Here is an 18,144-nt window from a genome sequence, read left to right as displayed (position 1 = left end):
TTTAATAATTAAAAATGTTATTTTAAAGAAAAGGGAAGAAGATTAAAGATAACAAATTCTTAAATTTGATATATTAACTGAATTGAAAAGATTAAAAATAGCAGCCTGCACACAAAATAAAAGAAAAAGATAAAAAAAGATTTGGCAGAGGATACTATTTGAGATTATACTTTGGTTCAGATTTATATATAAAATATTAAAAAACAGGAGGATTTAGAAATGAGAAAAGAAGAAAAATTATTAAAAGGTAAAAAAATAGAAATAAAGGAAAAAATAGAACTAAAAGATGTTGAAATGCAGGCAGATCCTTGTAAAGGAAATAATCAGAATCCATGTAAACATAATTGTTGCCAAGATTGTTATGACCATACTACATCATTTGGAACAAATATGTATTAAAAATTATATACTTATGCATAAAATAATGGGGGAGTTAAACTCCCCTATTATTTTACAGGATAAAGAGGTGATATTATGAAAAAAATATATAGAAAACTTTCTTTACAATATATAAAAAAGAATAAATCAAGAAGTCTGATGATGCTTATTATGATAATAGCTACAGTAGCATTTATGATTTCTATAGACATGATAGATATATCTAGAGCATATGATAAAGCAGAAGTATATAAAAAAACATATGGAGATTATCATTGTGAGTATGTAGATATAAGTAAAGAAAAAATGCAACAAGTTTCTAAAGATAAGAGAGTAGGATATAACGATAATGTACAAAACTTAGGGTATTTAATAAATAAGGATAATGGAACTAGAGTTGAATTAAAATCATTTAATGGAGAAAATGATAATTCAATGAAGTATTTCGATAGAAAAGGTCAAATTCTTAAAGGCAAAATACCTAAAAATAACAACGAAATAATAATAGATGAAATAAGTGCTAAAAACTTAGGTATAGAAGGAAATCCAATAGGAAAGAAAATATCTTTTGAACTTAGAAAAAGTTATAATCTTCCAAATGGAGAGGAAAAATTATACTCTGAAAATAAAACTTTCAAAGTAGTCGGTGTAGTAAAAAGAGTATATTCAGGACTTAATTCAAATATAACAGGTTCAGAACAAGAAAGAGGGCTTAGTTATACATATGGAGACTTTAATGGACAAAACATAATACCTTATGAAGCGTTGACATACGATATAATAGTGAGATTTAATGGTGATGAAGAAAGAGTGGGGAACTTTGTTGAAAAAGTAGCTATGGAATATGAACTTGGAAGAATATCACTTAATCCAAATGGAAATTATTTAGCAGCTTTAAGTAAGATTAAAGAAAAAAGAGAATTAGCTGAAACAAGTTCAAATAATTTAGTATTAATATTAACTATAGTTCTCTTAGTATTTAATATGCTGAATATAGTTTGGGGAGAATACTTAAAAGAAATAAGTATGCTAAGACTTATTGGAGCAAGAAAGAGAGATATAAGATTTATGGTAATATATCAATCGCTGCTACTTGCTGTAATAGGAACAGCTATAGGAGTTATAGTTGGAATTGGTATAACAGGAATAGGAGTTAATATACTTAAAGATAGTACTTTGGAAATAGCAAAGGTAAAACCAAAAATCCATATAGATTCAACAGTAATAACAAAAACAACTATAATATCTATTATATCTATAGCATTAGCTACAATAGTTCCAGTTATAAAAATAGGAAGAGTAGGATGTATGGAAAGTATATCAAATTCTTCAAAACAAAAAAACAAAGCTAAACAATCAAAGATAGGTAAATTTGTACAAGATAAATTCGGTATTTACAGATATATGGGAGTAAGAAACCTTTGGCTTAAAAAAACTAGAACAGTAATATCAATATTTGTAATTACACTTTGTGGATACTTAATTATGTACACTTTCTCAAGTATACACGACAAAGCAAATGATAATATAAGAAAAATATATCATAAATATGATATAGAATCATCTATGGGGATAGGAAATGATTCAGAAACATATAAAATACCAGAAAATAAAATAGAAAAAATAAAAAATATGGATGCAGTTAAATTTGCAAATGCTAGATTTAATGGTGATGCAACCTTTATTGAAGATAAAAATAAAATAAATGACTACTATATAGAATACTTTGGAATAGATGGAAGTGAAAAAGTTGAATATCAAAATCATCTTAGATTTTTTGGAAATAGCGATATAAAAAATGTTGTAGAGCCATATATGTTAGATAATAAAACTGCAAAAGATATAGAACAAAAAACAAATGGTTATGTAAATGTAGCTGTATTTAATAGTTTTTATGATCCAATAAAGACAGATTATTATCATAAGATTTATAAAGATTTAGAGGTCGGAGATATTATTACTCTTGGTGTAAAATACCATAATGGAGATAAGATAGAAAAAAGAAATGTAAAGGTTAGGGTAGGAGCTATTCTTAAAGATGATTGGCAGTCTTATGGAGATTTTCTTCAGCCTTCAGGATTAGAGATAATAACATCTGATGATAATATGAAAGAATTGTTGGGATTTAAAGCATATAATAATCTAATTGTAGATTACAAGGATATAAATAACATAGAAGAAAATAGAAAAGTAGAAAAATATATTAAAGAAAATATACCTGCATCGTTTAAAATAAAACAAGAATTTTACAATATGCAAAATGAATATAAAGAAGAATCTTATAGAGAAGGTTTTATTAATACAACATTAGTACTTATGATTGCAACAATAAGTATATTCTGCACAGTTAAATCTAACTTAATGGAAAGAAGAAAAGAAATATTTACAATGAGAGCATTGGGAATGTCTGATAAAGATATGAATAGTATGAATATGTACGAAGCTGTTATATATGCGGTATTGAGTATAATAGGTGGTATAGCATTAGCTACATATAAACTTTTAAATGAAGTTAAATGGTACAATGATGTATATAAATCAGAGGGGATAGAGCATTTTATGGACTTTACATTCCCATATCCACAGGCGATAATATTCGCAGTTGTTACACTAGCTACTTGTATAATAGCAGTAAAACTAGCAAATAGAGATTTTAAGAATAAAGAAATATCAGATGGTATGAGAGATTTAGATTAAAATATACCATTGAGGACGTTTTTTCTACCACTCGGGACAAATCTATTGTTTTTAATAATTAAAAATGTTATTTTAAAAACAAGAAAAGGGAAGAAGATTAAAGATAACAAATTCTTAAATTTGATATATTAGCTGAATTGAAAAGATTGAAAATAGCAGCCTACACAAATAATAAAAGAAAAAGATAATAATCAGATTTGGCAGATGATACTATTTGAGATTATACTTTAGTTCAGTTTTATATATAAAATATTAAAATTTAGGAGGAATTAAAATGAAAAAAGAAGAAAAACTAATAAAATCTGAAAAAATAGAAATAAATGAAAAGATAGAACTAAAAGATATTGAAATGCAGGCAGATCCTTGTAAAGGGAATGGCCATAAACCATGTAGATATAATTGCTGTAATGATTGTCATGATAATACAGACTCTTGGCAATCTATGTATTTATAAAAATATATAAAATTTATCTATAAAAAAGGGAATTTAATTTTAATTCCCTTTTTTATGAAATCTAAACTGATTTAATTAATATGAAAATTATAAATATAATGAAATTTTGAAAAAGGAGAATTATTATATGAAAATATATAGAAAACTTTCTTTACAATATATAAAAAAGAATAAATCAAGAAGTCTTATGATGCTTATTATGATAATAGCTACAGTAGCATTTATGATTTCTATAGACATGATAGATATATCTAGAGCATATGATAAAGCAGAAGTATATAAAAGAACGTATGGAGATTATCATTGTGAGTATGTAGATATAAGTAAAGAAAAAATGCAAAAAGTTGCTAAAGATAAAAGAGTAGGATATAACGATAATGTACAAAACTTAGGATATTTAATAAATAACAATAATGGAACTAGAGTTGAATTAAAATCATTTAATGGAGAAAATGATAATTCAATGAAATACTTTGACAGAAAAGGTCAGATTCTTAAAGGGAAAATCCCTAAAAATAATAACGAGATAGTGGTAGATGAAATAAGTGCTAAAAACTTAGGTATAGAAGGAAATCCAATAGGAAAGAAAATATCTTTTGAACTTAGAAAAAGCTATACTCTTCCTAATGGAGAGGAAAAATTATATTCTGAAAGGAAAACTTTCAAAGTAGTTGGTGTGGTAAAAAGAGTATATGAAGGACTTAATTCAGAAATAACAGGTGCAGAACAAGAAAGAGGGATTAGTTATACATATGGAGATTTTAATGGACAAAACATAATACCACAGGAAGCATTAACATATGACATAATATTAAGATATGCTAATGTAAAAGAAGAAAAAGCCTCAAGTTTAGTTGAAAAGGTATCCGCTACTTATAATCTTGGAAGAATGGCATTTTACCCAAATGGAAATTATTTAGCAGCTTTAAGTGATGTTACATTTGCAAGAGAAATATCAAATACAAGAACAAGTAATTTAGTATTAATATTAACTGTTATACTTTTAGTATTTAATATGCTAAATATAATTTGGAGTGAATACTTAAAAGAAATAAGTATGTTAAGACTTATTGGATCAAGAAAAAGGGATATAAGATTTATGGTAATATATCAATCTTTGCTACTTGCTGTAATAGGAATAGCTATAGGAGTTATAGTTGGAATTGGTATAACAGGAATAGGTGTTAATATACTTAAAGATAGTACTTTAGAAATAGCAAAAGTAAAACCAAAAATTCATATAGATTCAGGTGTAATGATAAAAACAATAATAATATCTGTTGTATCTATAGCATTAGCTACAATAGTTCCAGTTATAAAAATAGGAAGAGTAGGATGTATGGAAAGTATATCAAGTTCTTCAAAACATAAAAACAAAACTAAACAATCAAAAATAGGTAAATTTATACAAGATAAATTTGGTATTTACAGATATATGGGAGTAAGAAACCTTTGGCTTAAAAAAACTAGAACATTAATATCAATACTTACTGTTACACTTTGTGGATATTTAATTATGTACACATTTTCAGATATGGAAAATGAAGTAAATGATAAAATAAGGAGAATATACTATAAATATGATATAGAATCATCAATGGGTATAGCAAATGATCCAGAAACATATAAAATACCAGAAAATAAAATAGAAAAAATAAAAAATATGGATGCTGTGAAATGTGCAAATGCTAGATTTAATGGTGATGCAACCTTTATTGAAGATAAAAATAAAATAAATGACTACTATATAAAATACTTTGGAATAGATGGCAGTGAAAAAGTTGAATATGAAAATCATCTTAGATTTTTTGAAAATGATGATATAAAGAAAGTCGTAGCGCCATATATGTTAGATAATAAGATTACAAAAGATATAGAACAAAAAACAAATGGTTACATAAATGTAGCTGTATTTAATAGCTTTTATGATCCTACGACAACAGATACATATCATAAAATATATAAAAATCTAAAAGTAGGAGATATAATTACTCTTGGTGTAAAATACCATAATGGAGATAAGATAGAAAAAAGAAATATAAAAGTTAGAGTAGGAGCTATTCTTAAAGATGATTGGCAGTCTTATGGAGATGCTCTTCAACCTTCAGGATTAGAGATAATAACATCTGATGATAATATGAAAGAATTGCTAGGATTTAAAGCATATAATAATCTAATTGTAGATTATAAGGATATAAATAATGTAGAAGAAAATAGAAAAGTAGAAAAATATGTAAGGGATAATATACCTGCAGCATTACGTATAAAACAAGGATTTTATAATCAACAAAAGGAAGCAATGTCGCAAATATACAGAGAAAGCATTATAAACATAACTTTAGTACTTATGATTGCAGCAATAAGTATATTCTGTACAGTTAAATCTAATATTATGGAAAGAAGAAAAGAAATATTTACAATGAGAGCATTGGGAATGTCTGCTAAGGATATGAATAGTATGAATATGTATGAAGCTGTAACATACGCAGTATTAAGTATAATATCTGGAATAGCATTGGCAACATACAAACTTGTAAAATATGTAGAGTGGAACAATAATGCTTATACAGATTTTGGTATAGAGCATTTTATGGACTTTACATTCCCATATCCACAGGCGATAATATTTGCAGTTGTTACACTAGCGACTTGTATAATAGCAGTAAAATTAGCAAACAGAGATTTTAAGAATAAAGAAATATCAGATGGTATGAGAGATATAGACTAGAGGAGGAAGTGTGATGAGTGGTTATTTTTATAATAAAAAAGCAAACATAATGAAAAAAGACAACACTGTTATAATATCCAACCAATATAGTGGAAAATGGATAAAAATTCCTCTTGTATGTTATGAAGTGATAGAAGAGTCAGTTGAAAAACAACTGGCTCTTGAAAAAATGATTGATTTATTTAGTGAAGATGACAAAGACTACTTTAGAAAAATAATAAAATCATTAGAAGATTTAGATCTAGTAACAGAAAATCCAAATGAAGAAATATATTATGGAATGATTCCAAAAGTTTCAATAGCTATAACTAATAAATGTAACCTAAATTGTTGCTATTGCTGCAAAGAATCAAACATAAATCGGGAAGAAAGAATGAACTTGGACGAGTTAAAAAAAGTTGTAGATAATGTATTAAAATTAAATCCAATCAATCTTACAATATCAGGAGGAGAGCCACTTGTAAGAAAAGACTTTGTTGAGTTTATAGAATATATAAAATCAAAATACGACGAAAAGCTCATACTAAGCACAAATGCTACGCTAATAGATGAAAAAATGGCTAAATTTATAAGTGATAATTTTTACGCAGTAGAGATTAGCCTTGATGGATATGACGAAGAAACTTGTTCAGAAATAAGGGGAAAAGGTGTATTCAACAAAGTTATGAAGGCTATTGGATATCTTAAAGATAATGGTTGCGATAAGATAAGTATATCTATGGTAATGGGGAAATACAACGAAGGATATAAACAAAAGTTTGAAGAATTAAATGAAAAAATAGGTACAAAAGCGAGAATAAGATACTTCTGTAAATTTGGAAGAGGATTTAGTGGATGTGAAAAGTATGTTGAAAATGATGAGGTATTCTACACTCCTCAAGATTTATATACTTTAGATGAAAATAGCTATGACAATATAAATACAGGACATTGTAATGCTGGAAGAAATAGTATATTTATAGCAGACGATGGATATGTGTACTCTTGTCCAAATATAACAGATGATAAATTTAAGACATTTAATATATTAGATATGGACTTAGAAACAGAGGAAAAATTATATAAAAAGGATTTTGAAGGATTTAAAAACTTTGAAAACTTAGATCTAAAAAATCAGACTCGTTGCAGAGATTGTTCAGTAAATGCTTTTTGTAATACTTGCCCAGCGAAAAATCGGTTACTATATGAAAATGAAAAAGCATTTGAAAAATACTGCGAATTTAATAAAAAGCATTTGGAAAATATATTGTGGAAGTAGAATTTTACCATTCAGGTCATTTTTTCTACCATTCACACCAAATCTATTGTTTTTAATAATTAAAAATGTTATTTTAAAGACAAGAAGAGATAAGAAATTTAAATAAAAATTTCTTAAATTCGATATATTAGCTGAATTAAAGAAAATTGAAAATAGCAGCCTGTACACAGAATAAAATGAAAAAAGATAATAATAGAGTTTGGCAGAGGATACTATTTGAGACTCTACTTTAGTTTGGTTTTATATATAAATATTAAAACTTAGGAGTAACAAAAAATGTCTGAAGCAAAAGAAATTAAAAAAATAAAAATACAGGAAAAAATAGAATTAAAAGAGATAGAAGTGCAAGGAGATCAGTGTAAAAATAATGCTGGTGTATCTTGTAAGTATGACTGCTGTGAAGATTGTAAAACTAATGGTAAACCATCTTCATATCAATCATCAAAATATTAGATAGTAGAATATTGAAAAATAAAAATTAAATAAAAAAATTATATAAAAGGGAGATTTAATTTAATCTCCCTTTTGTATAAAAAGAAGGGAGGAAAATATTGTGAAAATATATAGAAAACTATCAGCTCTATATATGAAAAAGAATAAATCAAGAACGTTAATGATGTTCATAATGGTGATAGCTACAGTTGCATTTATGATTTCTATAGATATGATTAAAGTTTCTCAAACATATAATAGAATGGAAGCCTTTAAACTAGCTTACGGCGATTATCATAGTGAATACGTAGATATTAGTAAAGATAAATTGGAAAAAGTAGCAAATGATAATAGAGTGGAGTACAGGGATACTGTACAAAACTTAGGTTTTTTAATAAATAAAGATAATGGAACAATAGGAGAATTAAAATCATTTGATGGAGAAAATGATAATTCTAAAAATTATTTTGATAGAAAAGCACAGGTTCTCAAAGGAGAAGAACCTAAAAATAATAATGAAATAGTATTAGATGAAGAATGTATAAAAAATTTTGGAATAGTTGGAAGTCCAATAGGGCAGACAGTATCTTTAGAGCTTAGAAAAGAATATACTCTACCTAGTGGTGAGAAAAAATTATACTTAGAAAATAAGAAGTTTAAGGTAGTTGGAATAGTAAAAAGAACTTACAAAGATATAAAAAATATGAGTAGTACAAATGTTGGAGCTGAACAAAAGAGAGGTATAGCTTATACATATGGAGATTTTAATGGACAGAGCATAATACCAAAAGAAGCATTAACATATGATATAATACTTAGATTTAAAGGAAATGAACTAGTTGCTAGCAATAAAATGGAGCAATTAGTAAATGATTATAGCTTAGGAAGAATGACTATAAATCCAAATTCAAATTATTTATCAGAATTACTTTCTATAAAAGATTTAAAAAGTGTAAAAGAGATAAATCCAAATAATATAGTTTTAATAATAACAGTTATACTTTTAGTATTTAACATGATGAATATAATCTGGAGTGAGTATCTTAGAGAGATAAGTATGCTAAGACTTATTGGAGCAAGAAAGAGAGATATAAGATTTATGGTTGTTTATCAATCTGTACTTCTTGCTGCATTTGGAACAATTATAGGAATTGTATTGGGACTTGGTATAACAAAATTAGGATTAGTTTCGTTTAAAGATGAAGTATTAGATGCAGTAGGAATTAGTCCTAGTATACATATTGATCAAGATGTAATTATGAAAACTATAAAGGTAGCGGTGTCAGCTATAGTATTAGCTACAATAGTTCCAGTTATAAAAATTGGTAAAATAGGTTGTATGGAAGCTATATCTAATGCTACAAAGCACAAAAAAAGAGAAAAACAATCTAAAATAGGTAAGCTTATTCAAGATAAATTTGGAATATTTAGATATATGGGAATTAGAAATCTTTGGATTAAAAAGACTAGAACTTTTGTATCAATACTTACAATAACACTTTGTGGATATTTAATAATATATACTTTTTCTGGTATGCAAAATGAAGTAAATGATAAAATAAGAAGAATATACTATAAGAATGATATAACAGTATGTGGTGGAATTGCAAACGATGAAGAAATATTTAAAATAGATGATAATAAAATAGATAAAATAAAAAATATGCAAGGTGTAAAATCAGTTAAAAGCACATATGAAGATACATCAACATTTGTGACAGATAAGAAAAATATTGAAAAAGCATTTATAGGCTATTACGGTTTAGAAGGTGATGGAAAAATAGAAACTGAAAATTATCTTAGATTTTATGATAATGAAGATTTAAAAAAATATGTTGAACCATATATGCTAGATGGAAAAACTTCTAAAGAGTTAGAAACAAAAACTGATGGATATATAAATGTGGCTGTGTACAATAGTTTTTATGATATGATGAAAACTCATACTCAGAAAAAGATATTTAAAGATTTAAAACAAGGGGATATAATCAACCTAAATGTAAAGTATCATAATGGTGATAAAATAGAAAAAAGAAGTGTAAAGGTTAGAGTGGCAGCTATTATCAAGGCAGATTGGCAAGCTTACGGAGATATAATAAGACCATACAAGTTTGAGGTTATAACATCTGAAGATAATATGAAAGAACTTTTAGGATTTAAGGCATATAATAATCTTGCTGTAGACTATAAAGATATGGAGAATATAGAAGCAAATAGCAAAGTAGAAGAATATGTAACACAAAATATACCTGGAAGCATAACTTTAAAAACAGGTTTTGTAAATACTCAAAATCAAGAAATGAAAAATATATTCAGAGAAAGTGTTATAAATATAACGTTAGTGCTTATGATTGCAGCGATAAGTATATTCTGTACAGTTAAATCTAACTTAATGGAAAGAAGAAAAGAAATGTTTACAATGAGAGCATTGGGAATGTCTGCTAAGGATATGAATAGTATGAATATGTGGGAATCAATGACGTATGCTGTTTTAAGTGTAATATCTGGAATAGCATTAGCTACATATGAACTTTTCAAATTTGTTGAGTGGAATAATAACGCATATACAAACTTTGGAATAGAGCATTTTATGGACTTTACGTTCCCGTACCCACAAGTGGCGATATTTGCTATAGTTACTTTGGTTACTTGTATAATAGCAGTAAAACTAGCAAACAGAGATTTCAAGAATAGAGAAATATCAGATGGTATGAGAGATATAGATTAGATAGTAAAGAATAAAAATAATTAATATGTGGGATAGTTTTTGCTATCCCCATATATTAAATAAAAATCATAAAGAAGGTGATTACTTTGAAGTTTAGAGAAGAAATAATTAAATTTAAAGACAAAGAATTGATAATAAAAGAAAGAAACAACAGAGTACTTATGTACAACACAAGATTTAAAAGACATATAATTCAAAGTAAAGAAGTATACTCATATATAAAAAAGGCAGAAGAAATGGGACTTACAGTAGAAGAATTTGTCAATATGTTTGAAGGTTCAGACAAGGAATATATAAAAGACCTTATGATAAACATGGGAAAAGCAGGTATACTTGAATCATCAATGAGTGAAGATTTTTATAAAAATATGAATAATAGATTTAAAGCTATATATTTGGCAGCAACTCATAAGTGTAATTTAGCTTGTAGACATTGTTGTACAAATTGCAACTCTACAGAAAAAGATATACTAACTACAGAAGATGTAAAATCCATTATGGATTTTGTAGCTGAACTAGAACCGTATGAGTTTATAATAACAGGTGGAGAGCCTATGATAAGAAGCGATTTTGAAGAGTGTGTTCATTACTTTAAAGAAAAAGACTGTAAAACAGAACTAGTTCTTTCTACAAATGCAACTCTTATAGATGAATCTAATGTAGACTTTATAGTAAATCATTTTAATAGAGTAGAAATAAGTATAGATGGAGTAGATGAAGAAACTTGTGGATTAGTTAGGGGAAGAGGAGTATTCAATAAAATAATGAGATCTATAGTATTACTTCATACTAGAGGATTTAGAAATATAAGAACGTCTATGGTTGTTGGAGATAAGAATAAACACCTTGAAGAAAAATTTTATGCTTTAAACGAAAGAATAGGAACAAAAGGAATGGTTAGATGCTTTGAGCCAGAAGGTAGGGGAGTAGAAAATGCTTCATACTTTATATCGGAGGAAACTATACTTCCATTTGGACTTACAGAATTAGATAAATTAAGTTTTGAAAAAGATAAAGATAATCTAAAATCATGTTCTTGTGATATGTATAAGTCAAAAATGTTTATAGATTATGATGGAAATATGTATCCATGTCAATCTTTGATAAAACCAGAGTATTCTTATGGAAGTGCATTAGATAAAGATACTAGAATGAGTGTGCTTGATTTTGATTATGATTTATCTGATAGTAAACTAGCAGCTAGACTACAAAATATAATGCCGTATAATTTTGAAAAATGTAAGGATTGTGATGTAAATGTGTTTTGCTTTTTCTGTCCTGCACTAGTAGATAAGTTGTTAGATAATGAAGATTGTCCTGACTATGAAAAATGGTGTTCTATAATGAAACCACAATTAAATAGAATAGTATGGGGGGAATAAAAATATGAAATTTACAATAGTAATGACTGATGATTGTAACCTTAGATGTAGCTACTGTTATGAAGGTGGTTGTAAACCTAAAAAATATATGAACAAAGAAACAGCAGATAAATGTATAGAGTTTATAAAAGAAAAACTAAAAGAAGAAAAGGATGATAAAAGACCATTATGGATAACACTTCATGGTGGAGAACCTCTTCTAAATTTTGATATAGTAAAATATATTAAAAATAAATTGGATGATGAAATAGTAGATAGAAAAATAATATATGATATGACTACAAATGGAACAATAATGAACGATGAAATATTAGAGTTTATAAAAAATGATTTAACAGAGGTATCTATAAGTTTAGATGGTACTAAAGAATCACATAATGCAAATAGAGTATTTCCAGACGGAAGTGGATCATATGATATAGTTATGAAAAATATAAAAAAACTACAAGATGAAAATATACCTATTAGATGTAGGATGACATTTAACCAATATAATGTAGATAAAATGTATGAAAGTATTGAAAGTGTGTCAAAACTTGGCTTTAGATATCTTGCAACTGCTGTAGATATTATGTCTGAGTGGAGCGAGGAAAAAGTTGAAGTATATAAAGAACAGAGAATGAAGCTTATAGACTTTCATTTAAAAAATCCAGAAGTAAATTTAGGTATGACAGATTTAAGACTTTTAAATGTTAAGCGAGGGGATTGTTTTGGTGGTATATGCACATTTTGCATAGATACAGATGGAACAATTTATCCGTGTACATTTGCAATAGGTAAAAAAGACTATGAAATAGGAAATATATATAATGAAAACCCTTTAGATAAAGATAAATTAAAAGAAGTTGTTAATGAGAATTTTAGAGATTTTGAAGAATGTTCAGGTTGTACAAGAAAAGAATACTGTACTGCTGTAAGATGTAGAATAGTTAACAAACTTAGTACAGGTAGTTATTCAGAAGTGCCATATATGGCTTGTGTTGATGAACATATGAACTTTAAAACAACTAAAAAACTTTTGGAACTTGGTGAAAGAGGTAGGGATTTATAAATGGAAAAGTCAAATATATCCAAAAGAAAAAGTCCTATAAAAAGGTTTATAAAATTTGTAGTAAATCATAATAAGATGAGTATTTTTACTGCAATGATAATGGTGATATTTATAACATCAATAGACCTTGTTCTGCCTATGATGACAAAAAATATGGTAGATAAAGGTATAACAGGAAAAAATCTTGAATTACTATTAAAAATAATTGTAGCTTATTCTGTAATGTCAGTTTTAGCTAGAGTTTTAAATTTGGCACTAGGCTATATATATGCAACTATGAGAAATAGGGTGGCTGTAAAGTTTAGATTGAAGGTATTAGATCATTTATCGAAGTTATCTGGGAAGTTCTATACAGAGAATAAAACTGGAAATCTTATGTCTATAGTACAATCTGATATAGATATAATAGAAAATATAGATGCGGAACTTGTATTTTCTATTATTAAAAATTCAATAACAGCGATTATTTCTCTCTACTTAATGTTCAGACTACAGTCTGTTCTTTTTGTAGTTGTTGTGTTTATACAAATATTACTTGTTACAACGCAGAGATACTTTACAAAAAATATACATTCTAATGTGAGTATGTTTAGAGATGAATATGGTGATACAAGCAATGTAGTTCAAGAATATGTTTATAATATAATGAATGTTATAATATCTAAGTCAAAGAGATTTTTTATATCGCAATTTATAAAAGGTCAGAGAGGACTTATAAATAAGGATATAAAAATAGATGTTCTTATGAGTGGGAATATGTGTGTTGCAAATATATTTAATCTTATGATGAGTATGGCTATATATGGATATGGTGGATATATGATAATAAATGGAGATTTTACATTAGGTTCATTAATAGCATTTCAAAACTATGCAGGAATGTTAATAGGTCCATGTATAAGTATTGTAAATGCAAATAATAGAATACAACAAGCTAAAGTTTCTATAGAAAGAGTATATTCTATATTAGATGAAGAGCCTGTTATAGATGAAGATCAAAATATGCTAGAAGGACTAAGAGCAGATAATATTAAAGAAATATCTGTTGAAAATGTAAAGTTTGGATATGAAAATGATGAATCGGAAAAGAAATATATCTTAAATAATGTATCTATGAAATTTAAAAGAGGAGATATTTCAGCTATTGTTGGAGAGAGTGGATGTGGAAAGTCAACTCTTTCAAAGCTTATGTATAGACTATGGGATGTTGATGATGGAAGTATTAAAATTGATGAAAGAGATATAAGAAATATAAAACTTATGTCTTTGAGAAAATGTATTTCTGTAGTTAGTCAAGAGATAGTTATATTTGATAGTACAATAAGAAATAATATATCATTAGGTAAAAAAATACCAGATGATGATATATTGAGAGTATGTAGCTTAGCTGGTTTGGATGATTTTATTTCTTCTCTTGAAGCTGGTTTAGATACAGAGATAGGGGAAAAAGGAATAAAAATATCTGGAGGACAAAAGCAAAGAATTTCTATAGCCAGAGCTATGTTATGTGATAGTCCAATTATTATATTTGATGAAGCTACATCAGCATTGGATAATGTATCTCAAGATATAATAATGGATAGTATAAAGAAGAACTTAGAAGATAGAATAGTAATAGTGATAGCACACAGATTATCTACTATAAAAGATGTAGACAAAATATTTGTAATGTCAAATGGTAAAATAGCAGAATCAGGAAATCACGAAGAACTTATATCTAAAAAGGGAATATACTATAAATTGTATAGAAATGAATAAAGAGGTAGTTCTATGAAAAATATAAAAATTGCTGTGTTAGATACTGGAATAGATACGGAAGATAAAGATATCAAAGATAGATATGTATATGATAAAGAATTGCAAGTTGATGGTATAGATAATATAGATGATGTAATAGGACATGGAACATTATGTGCAAAGACTATACTAGAAAGATGCCCAGAAGCGATAATATATCCTATTAAGATATTTAATGATGAAGGAGTGACTGAAGTATCAAAGCTTATAGTAGCATTAGCAAATCTAATTGGTAAAAATATAGATATAATAAATATATCAGCATCTATGATAAAAGAAAATAGACTTGAAGATTTGAGAACAGTATGTAATATTCTTAGAAGTGAAGGAAAGATACTAGTAGCTTCTAAACATAAAAAAGCAAAAAATATAAAAAGTTATCCAGCTTCATTTGACTCTGTAATAGGTGTGAAGGGATATAAGCGAATTTGTAAAGATGATGATTATACATATGATAGTAAAAGAGAAAACCAAATGTATGCAAATGGAAGAGATAGATTGTATAAATTTAAAGATAGTGTAACTGCATTTGGAAAGCATAGTAGAGCATCTGCATTAGCTGCGGGGATAATAGCAGAGATAATGTATAAAGAGAATACAAAAGATATTTATAAAATAGAGCAAATTTTAAAAAGTAAATCAAACATATCTGAAACATATAAAGAAAGAAGATACAAATATAAAAAAGAATATGTGTATGATACTATTGTTAGAAAGATTGTTGATATTTTGAATGAAAATTTTGCAGATGGACGAATAAATATAGAGTTTCTTGAAAAAAATAGTTTGATTAATAATATGACAGGGTTGTATGGAGATAATGCGTATGATTTTGTTTGTATGCTAAATAAAGAATTTGGCATAGATATAAATTATGAGAATTTGTACTTGTACGAAATAGAAAATTTGTACATTTTGAGCCATATTGTTCATAAAGAACTAGATAAATAATAGTAAAGAAGGGAGAGAGTATTTATGTCAAAAATTATAAAGCATAGATACTCTCTTTTTAATTAGTTGATATAAAGAGAGGTAAAAAATGATAACAATAGGAATATGTGATGATGAGTTAGACGTTAGAATGGATATAAAAAACGCTATACTAAATACAATGATAGATAAAGACATAGAGTATCAAGTTAAAGAATTTAGCAATGGTGAAGATGTTATAAAATATATAGAATTAGATAATGAAATAGATATACTTTTTTTAGATATACAAATGGATGGGTTGGATGGTATGGAAACTGCTCGTAAACTAAGAGAATATGATAGAACAACTGAGATAATATTTGTAACATCAATAGGAGAAAAAATAAGTGAAGCTTTTGAGGTAAGAGCATTTAGATTTATAAAAAAGCCAATACAACATGAAGTTATAGAAAAAAATCTAAAAGAGTGTGTGGTAGAAGTAGCTAAAAAAAGAGGCTGCTTTTTAAAAATAAAGACCGATAATGGATTTAAGAAAGTATATAGTAGAGATCTAATATATATAGAAGCAATTAATAAAAAAATAAAACTATGCACAAAAGAGGGAGAATTAGAATGTAGAGGTAACTTAAATGATATTGTGTCTAACTTTGAAAAACAATTATTTATACAATGTCATAGGAGTTATATTGTAAATATGATATATATTGAAGAGATTTACAATAGGGATATAATTATGGAAAATGGAGCTAGAATACCTATTAGCAGAAATAAATATAAAAAAGTAGTGGATAAATACTTCTGGTCAATAGGAGAGGATATATAATGGATGTATTAATTGGTGAGTGTATTGATTTGACTTGTATAATATTATCGATATCTATATTAAATTGGGTAGTGGGATATAGGAAATATAGCGATATAGATTTTTTAAAAAATATAGTTATTCAGGCGACAATAATAATAGTATTGTATATTGTATCAAGATATATCAGCTTATGGAATATAGCTATTTTAGATAATAATATAAACCAACATTCTTCATTATCGTTCAATTTAATAGAGATTATTAAGAATATGAGAATATCTAAGGAAAAAGCAATTTGGATTATAAGTAATATAGTTATAATGATAGGAATTATTTATATATATTCAAAAGTATATAAATTAGAATGGAAAAAGTTTACTTTTTTATATATACTAACAGGACAATATATAAGTATGATTGAGAATTATTTTTTATCAAGATTTTTATTTACATTTGAAAATGAAATAAGTATGTCGAGTCCACTTTCTTTGAAATTTGAATTGCATGACTGGAATATATTTAATATAAAAATAATAATTATAGCAATAACAATTTGGATAAGTGTAATAATATTAGACAAATTAATAGATAGATTTTTAAAGAATAAAATTTATAGGTATTCAATAAATATAATTATGCTAAATTTTGTTTACATAATATTAATGCAATATGTAATAAAGACAGAAAAATATGGAATAAATCGTTCAGAATTGTATATTATTATTATAGAAATAATACCTATGTTTACTATAATATCTACAGTAATAATTCTTTATATAATTCTTGAGATAAAAAAACAAAGTGAAGAAAAAGTAAAAGAAAAAGAAATGTATACTAGACTTGAATCTAAAAATGATTACTATGAAAAATTAGAAAAATCTCAAGAAGATATTAGACGCTTATATCATGATATGAATAATCATCTTTATGCTATAAAAAATATGAATAAAAATAAATCGGATTCTTTAGAGTATATAGAAAGTATACAAAATGAATTAAATAAAGCTAACCAAATTAAAGCAAGTGGAAATGCTATTTTTGATATAATTGTAGACGAAAAAATGAAGATTTGTGAGAATAAAGGGATAGAGTTTATTTTAGATCTAGATTCTAAAAATACAGGATTTATAGAAAATATAGATATGTCTAGTATTTTAGGAAATATACTGGATAATGCAATAGAAGCCTGTGATAAAATTGAAAATAGTAGAAAGTATATAAATTTAAAATCTATGTGGGCTAAAAATATGTTTGTTTTTATTTGTGAAAATAGTAAAGAAAATGATGTTAAAAAAGTAGAAGGACGATATATCACAAGTAAAAATGATAAATTAAAACATGGTATAGGGATAAAAAGTGTTGAAGCTTCTGTAAAGAAATATAATGGAAAAATGAATATCTCTTGTGATGAAAATACATTTAGAATAAAGGTGGTTATCCCCAAAAATTAGGTTTATAAGCTCTGTAAATAAAAAGAGTATTTGTATCAAATTATTGATAT

General features: G+C 26.4%; 13 protein-coding genes. All 13 read left to right on the top strand.

The annotated features are described in order from the left end of the window. The first annotated feature begins 219 nt into the window (after positions 1-219). The 13 genes from KGNDJEFE_RS08290 (at position 220) to KGNDJEFE_RS08235 (ending at position 18,094) form a co-directional block, all read left to right on the top strand. The gene (locus tag KGNDJEFE_RS08290) at positions 220-399 is read left to right on the top strand and encodes a hypothetical protein (RefSeq protein ID WP_006439170.1); all 180 of its coding nucleotides are present in this window, start codon (positions 220-222) and stop codon (positions 397-399) included. 75 nt (positions 400-474) lie between these two features. Then, entirely contained in the window at positions 475-3,075 is a 2,601-nt protein-coding gene (locus KGNDJEFE_RS08285) for an ABC transporter permease (protein WP_006439171.1), read from the top strand. A 274-nt stretch (positions 3,076-3,349) separates the two neighbouring features. Then, positions 3,350-3,529: a hypothetical protein gene (locus tag KGNDJEFE_RS08280; RefSeq protein WP_006439172.1), complete on the top strand. Its 180-nt coding sequence runs from the start codon at positions 3,350-3,352 to the stop codon at positions 3,527-3,529. A gap of 127 nt (positions 3,530-3,656) precedes the next feature. Beyond that, positions 3,657-6,257, top strand: a complete 2,601-nt coding sequence (locus tag KGNDJEFE_RS08275) for an ABC transporter permease (RefSeq protein WP_006439173.1) — start codon at positions 3,657-3,659, stop codon at positions 6,255-6,257. A gap of 13 nt (positions 6,258-6,270) precedes the next feature. Continuing rightward, positions 6,271-7,515 carry a radical SAM/SPASM domain-containing protein gene (locus KGNDJEFE_RS08270; RefSeq protein WP_006439174.1) on the top strand — a complete coding sequence of 415 codons (1,245 nt, stop codon included), beginning with the start codon at positions 6,271-6,273 and terminating at the stop codon, positions 7,513-7,515. 276 nt (positions 7,516-7,791) lie between these two features. Further along, positions 7,792-7,968, top strand: a complete 177-nt coding sequence (locus KGNDJEFE_RS11800) for a hypothetical protein (RefSeq protein ID WP_006439175.1) — start codon at positions 7,792-7,794, stop codon at positions 7,966-7,968. A 100-nt stretch (positions 7,969-8,068) separates the two neighbouring features. After that, on the top strand, positions 8,069-10,675 hold the full coding sequence (locus KGNDJEFE_RS08265; RefSeq protein WP_040410214.1) for an FtsX-like permease family protein: 2,607 nt from the start codon (positions 8,069-8,071) through the stop codon (positions 10,673-10,675). A gap of 86 nt (positions 10,676-10,761) precedes the next feature. Beyond that, positions 10,762-12,057, top strand: coding sequence for a radical SAM protein (locus tag KGNDJEFE_RS08260; protein ID WP_040410215.1), 1,296 nt, complete (start codon positions 10,762-10,764; stop codon positions 12,055-12,057). 4 nt (positions 12,058-12,061) lie between these two features. Continuing rightward, positions 12,062-13,108 carry a radical SAM/SPASM domain-containing protein gene (locus KGNDJEFE_RS08255; protein ID WP_006439178.1) on the top strand — a complete coding sequence of 349 codons (1,047 nt, stop codon included), beginning with the start codon at positions 12,062-12,064 and terminating at the stop codon, positions 13,106-13,108. A gap of 75 nt (positions 13,109-13,183) precedes the next feature. Then, positions 13,184-14,866 carry an ABC transporter ATP-binding protein gene (locus tag KGNDJEFE_RS08250; protein WP_243412010.1) on the top strand — a complete coding sequence of 561 codons (1,683 nt, stop codon included), beginning with the start codon at positions 13,184-13,186 and terminating at the stop codon, positions 14,864-14,866. A gap of 12 nt (positions 14,867-14,878) precedes the next feature. Continuing rightward, positions 14,879-15,856, top strand: coding sequence for a S8 family serine peptidase (locus KGNDJEFE_RS08245; RefSeq protein ID WP_006439180.1), 978 nt, complete (start codon positions 14,879-14,881; stop codon positions 15,854-15,856). Positions 15,857-15,944: 88 nt separating this feature from the next. Then, on the top strand, positions 15,945-16,661 hold the full coding sequence (locus KGNDJEFE_RS08240) for a LytR/AlgR family response regulator transcription factor (protein WP_006439181.1): 717 nt from the start codon (positions 15,945-15,947) through the stop codon (positions 16,659-16,661). Further along, positions 16,661-18,094 (top strand): ATP-binding protein, encoded by a 1,434-nt coding sequence (locus KGNDJEFE_RS08235; protein ID WP_006439182.1) that lies wholly within the window; start codon positions 16,661-16,663, stop codon positions 18,092-18,094. Before KGNDJEFE_RS08240 ends, KGNDJEFE_RS08235 begins: the two co-directional genes overlap by 1 nt. Positions 18,095-18,144: the final 50 nt, after the last annotated feature.

It is taken from the genome of Peptacetobacter hiranonis, from assembly GCF_008151785.1.
GTDB classification, from domain to species: Bacteria; Bacillota; Clostridia; order Peptostreptococcales; family Peptostreptococcaceae; genus Peptacetobacter; species Peptacetobacter hiranonis.
This window is presented reverse-complemented; position numbering and strand designations above follow the sequence as displayed.

Bases quoted from the DNA above. Each gene is read 5' to 3' on its own strand.
- KGNDJEFE_RS08280 (WP_006439172.1), top strand. From the start codon at position 3,350: ATGAAAAAAGAAGAAAAACTAATAAAATCTGAAAAAATAGAAATAAAT.
- KGNDJEFE_RS08275 (WP_006439173.1), top strand. From the start codon at position 3,657: ATGAAAATATATAGAAAACTTTCTTTACAATATATAAAAAAGAATAAA.
- KGNDJEFE_RS08290 (WP_006439170.1), top strand. From the start codon at position 220: ATGAGAAAAGAAGAAAAATTATTAAAAGGTAAAAAAATAGAAATAAAG.
- KGNDJEFE_RS08255 (WP_006439178.1), top strand. From the start codon at position 12,062: ATGAAATTTACAATAGTAATGACTGATGATTGTAACCTTAGATGTAGC.
- KGNDJEFE_RS08245 (WP_006439180.1), top strand. From the start codon at position 14,879: ATGAAAAATATAAAAATTGCTGTGTTAGATACTGGAATAGATACGGAA.
- KGNDJEFE_RS08240 (WP_006439181.1), top strand. From the start codon at position 15,945: ATGATAACAATAGGAATATGTGATGATGAGTTAGACGTTAGAATGGAT.
- KGNDJEFE_RS08270 (WP_006439174.1), top strand. From the start codon at position 6,271: ATGAGTGGTTATTTTTATAATAAAAAAGCAAACATAATGAAAAAAGAC.
- KGNDJEFE_RS08235 (WP_006439182.1), top strand. From the start codon at position 16,661: ATGGATGTATTAATTGGTGAGTGTATTGATTTGACTTGTATAATATTA.
- KGNDJEFE_RS08250 (WP_243412010.1), top strand. From the start codon at position 13,184: ATGAGTATTTTTACTGCAATGATAATGGTGATATTTATAACATCAATA.
- KGNDJEFE_RS08285 (WP_006439171.1), top strand. From the start codon at position 475: ATGAAAAAAATATATAGAAAACTTTCTTTACAATATATAAAAAAGAAT.
- KGNDJEFE_RS11800 (WP_006439175.1), top strand. From the start codon at position 7,792: ATGTCTGAAGCAAAAGAAATTAAAAAAATAAAAATACAGGAAAAAATA.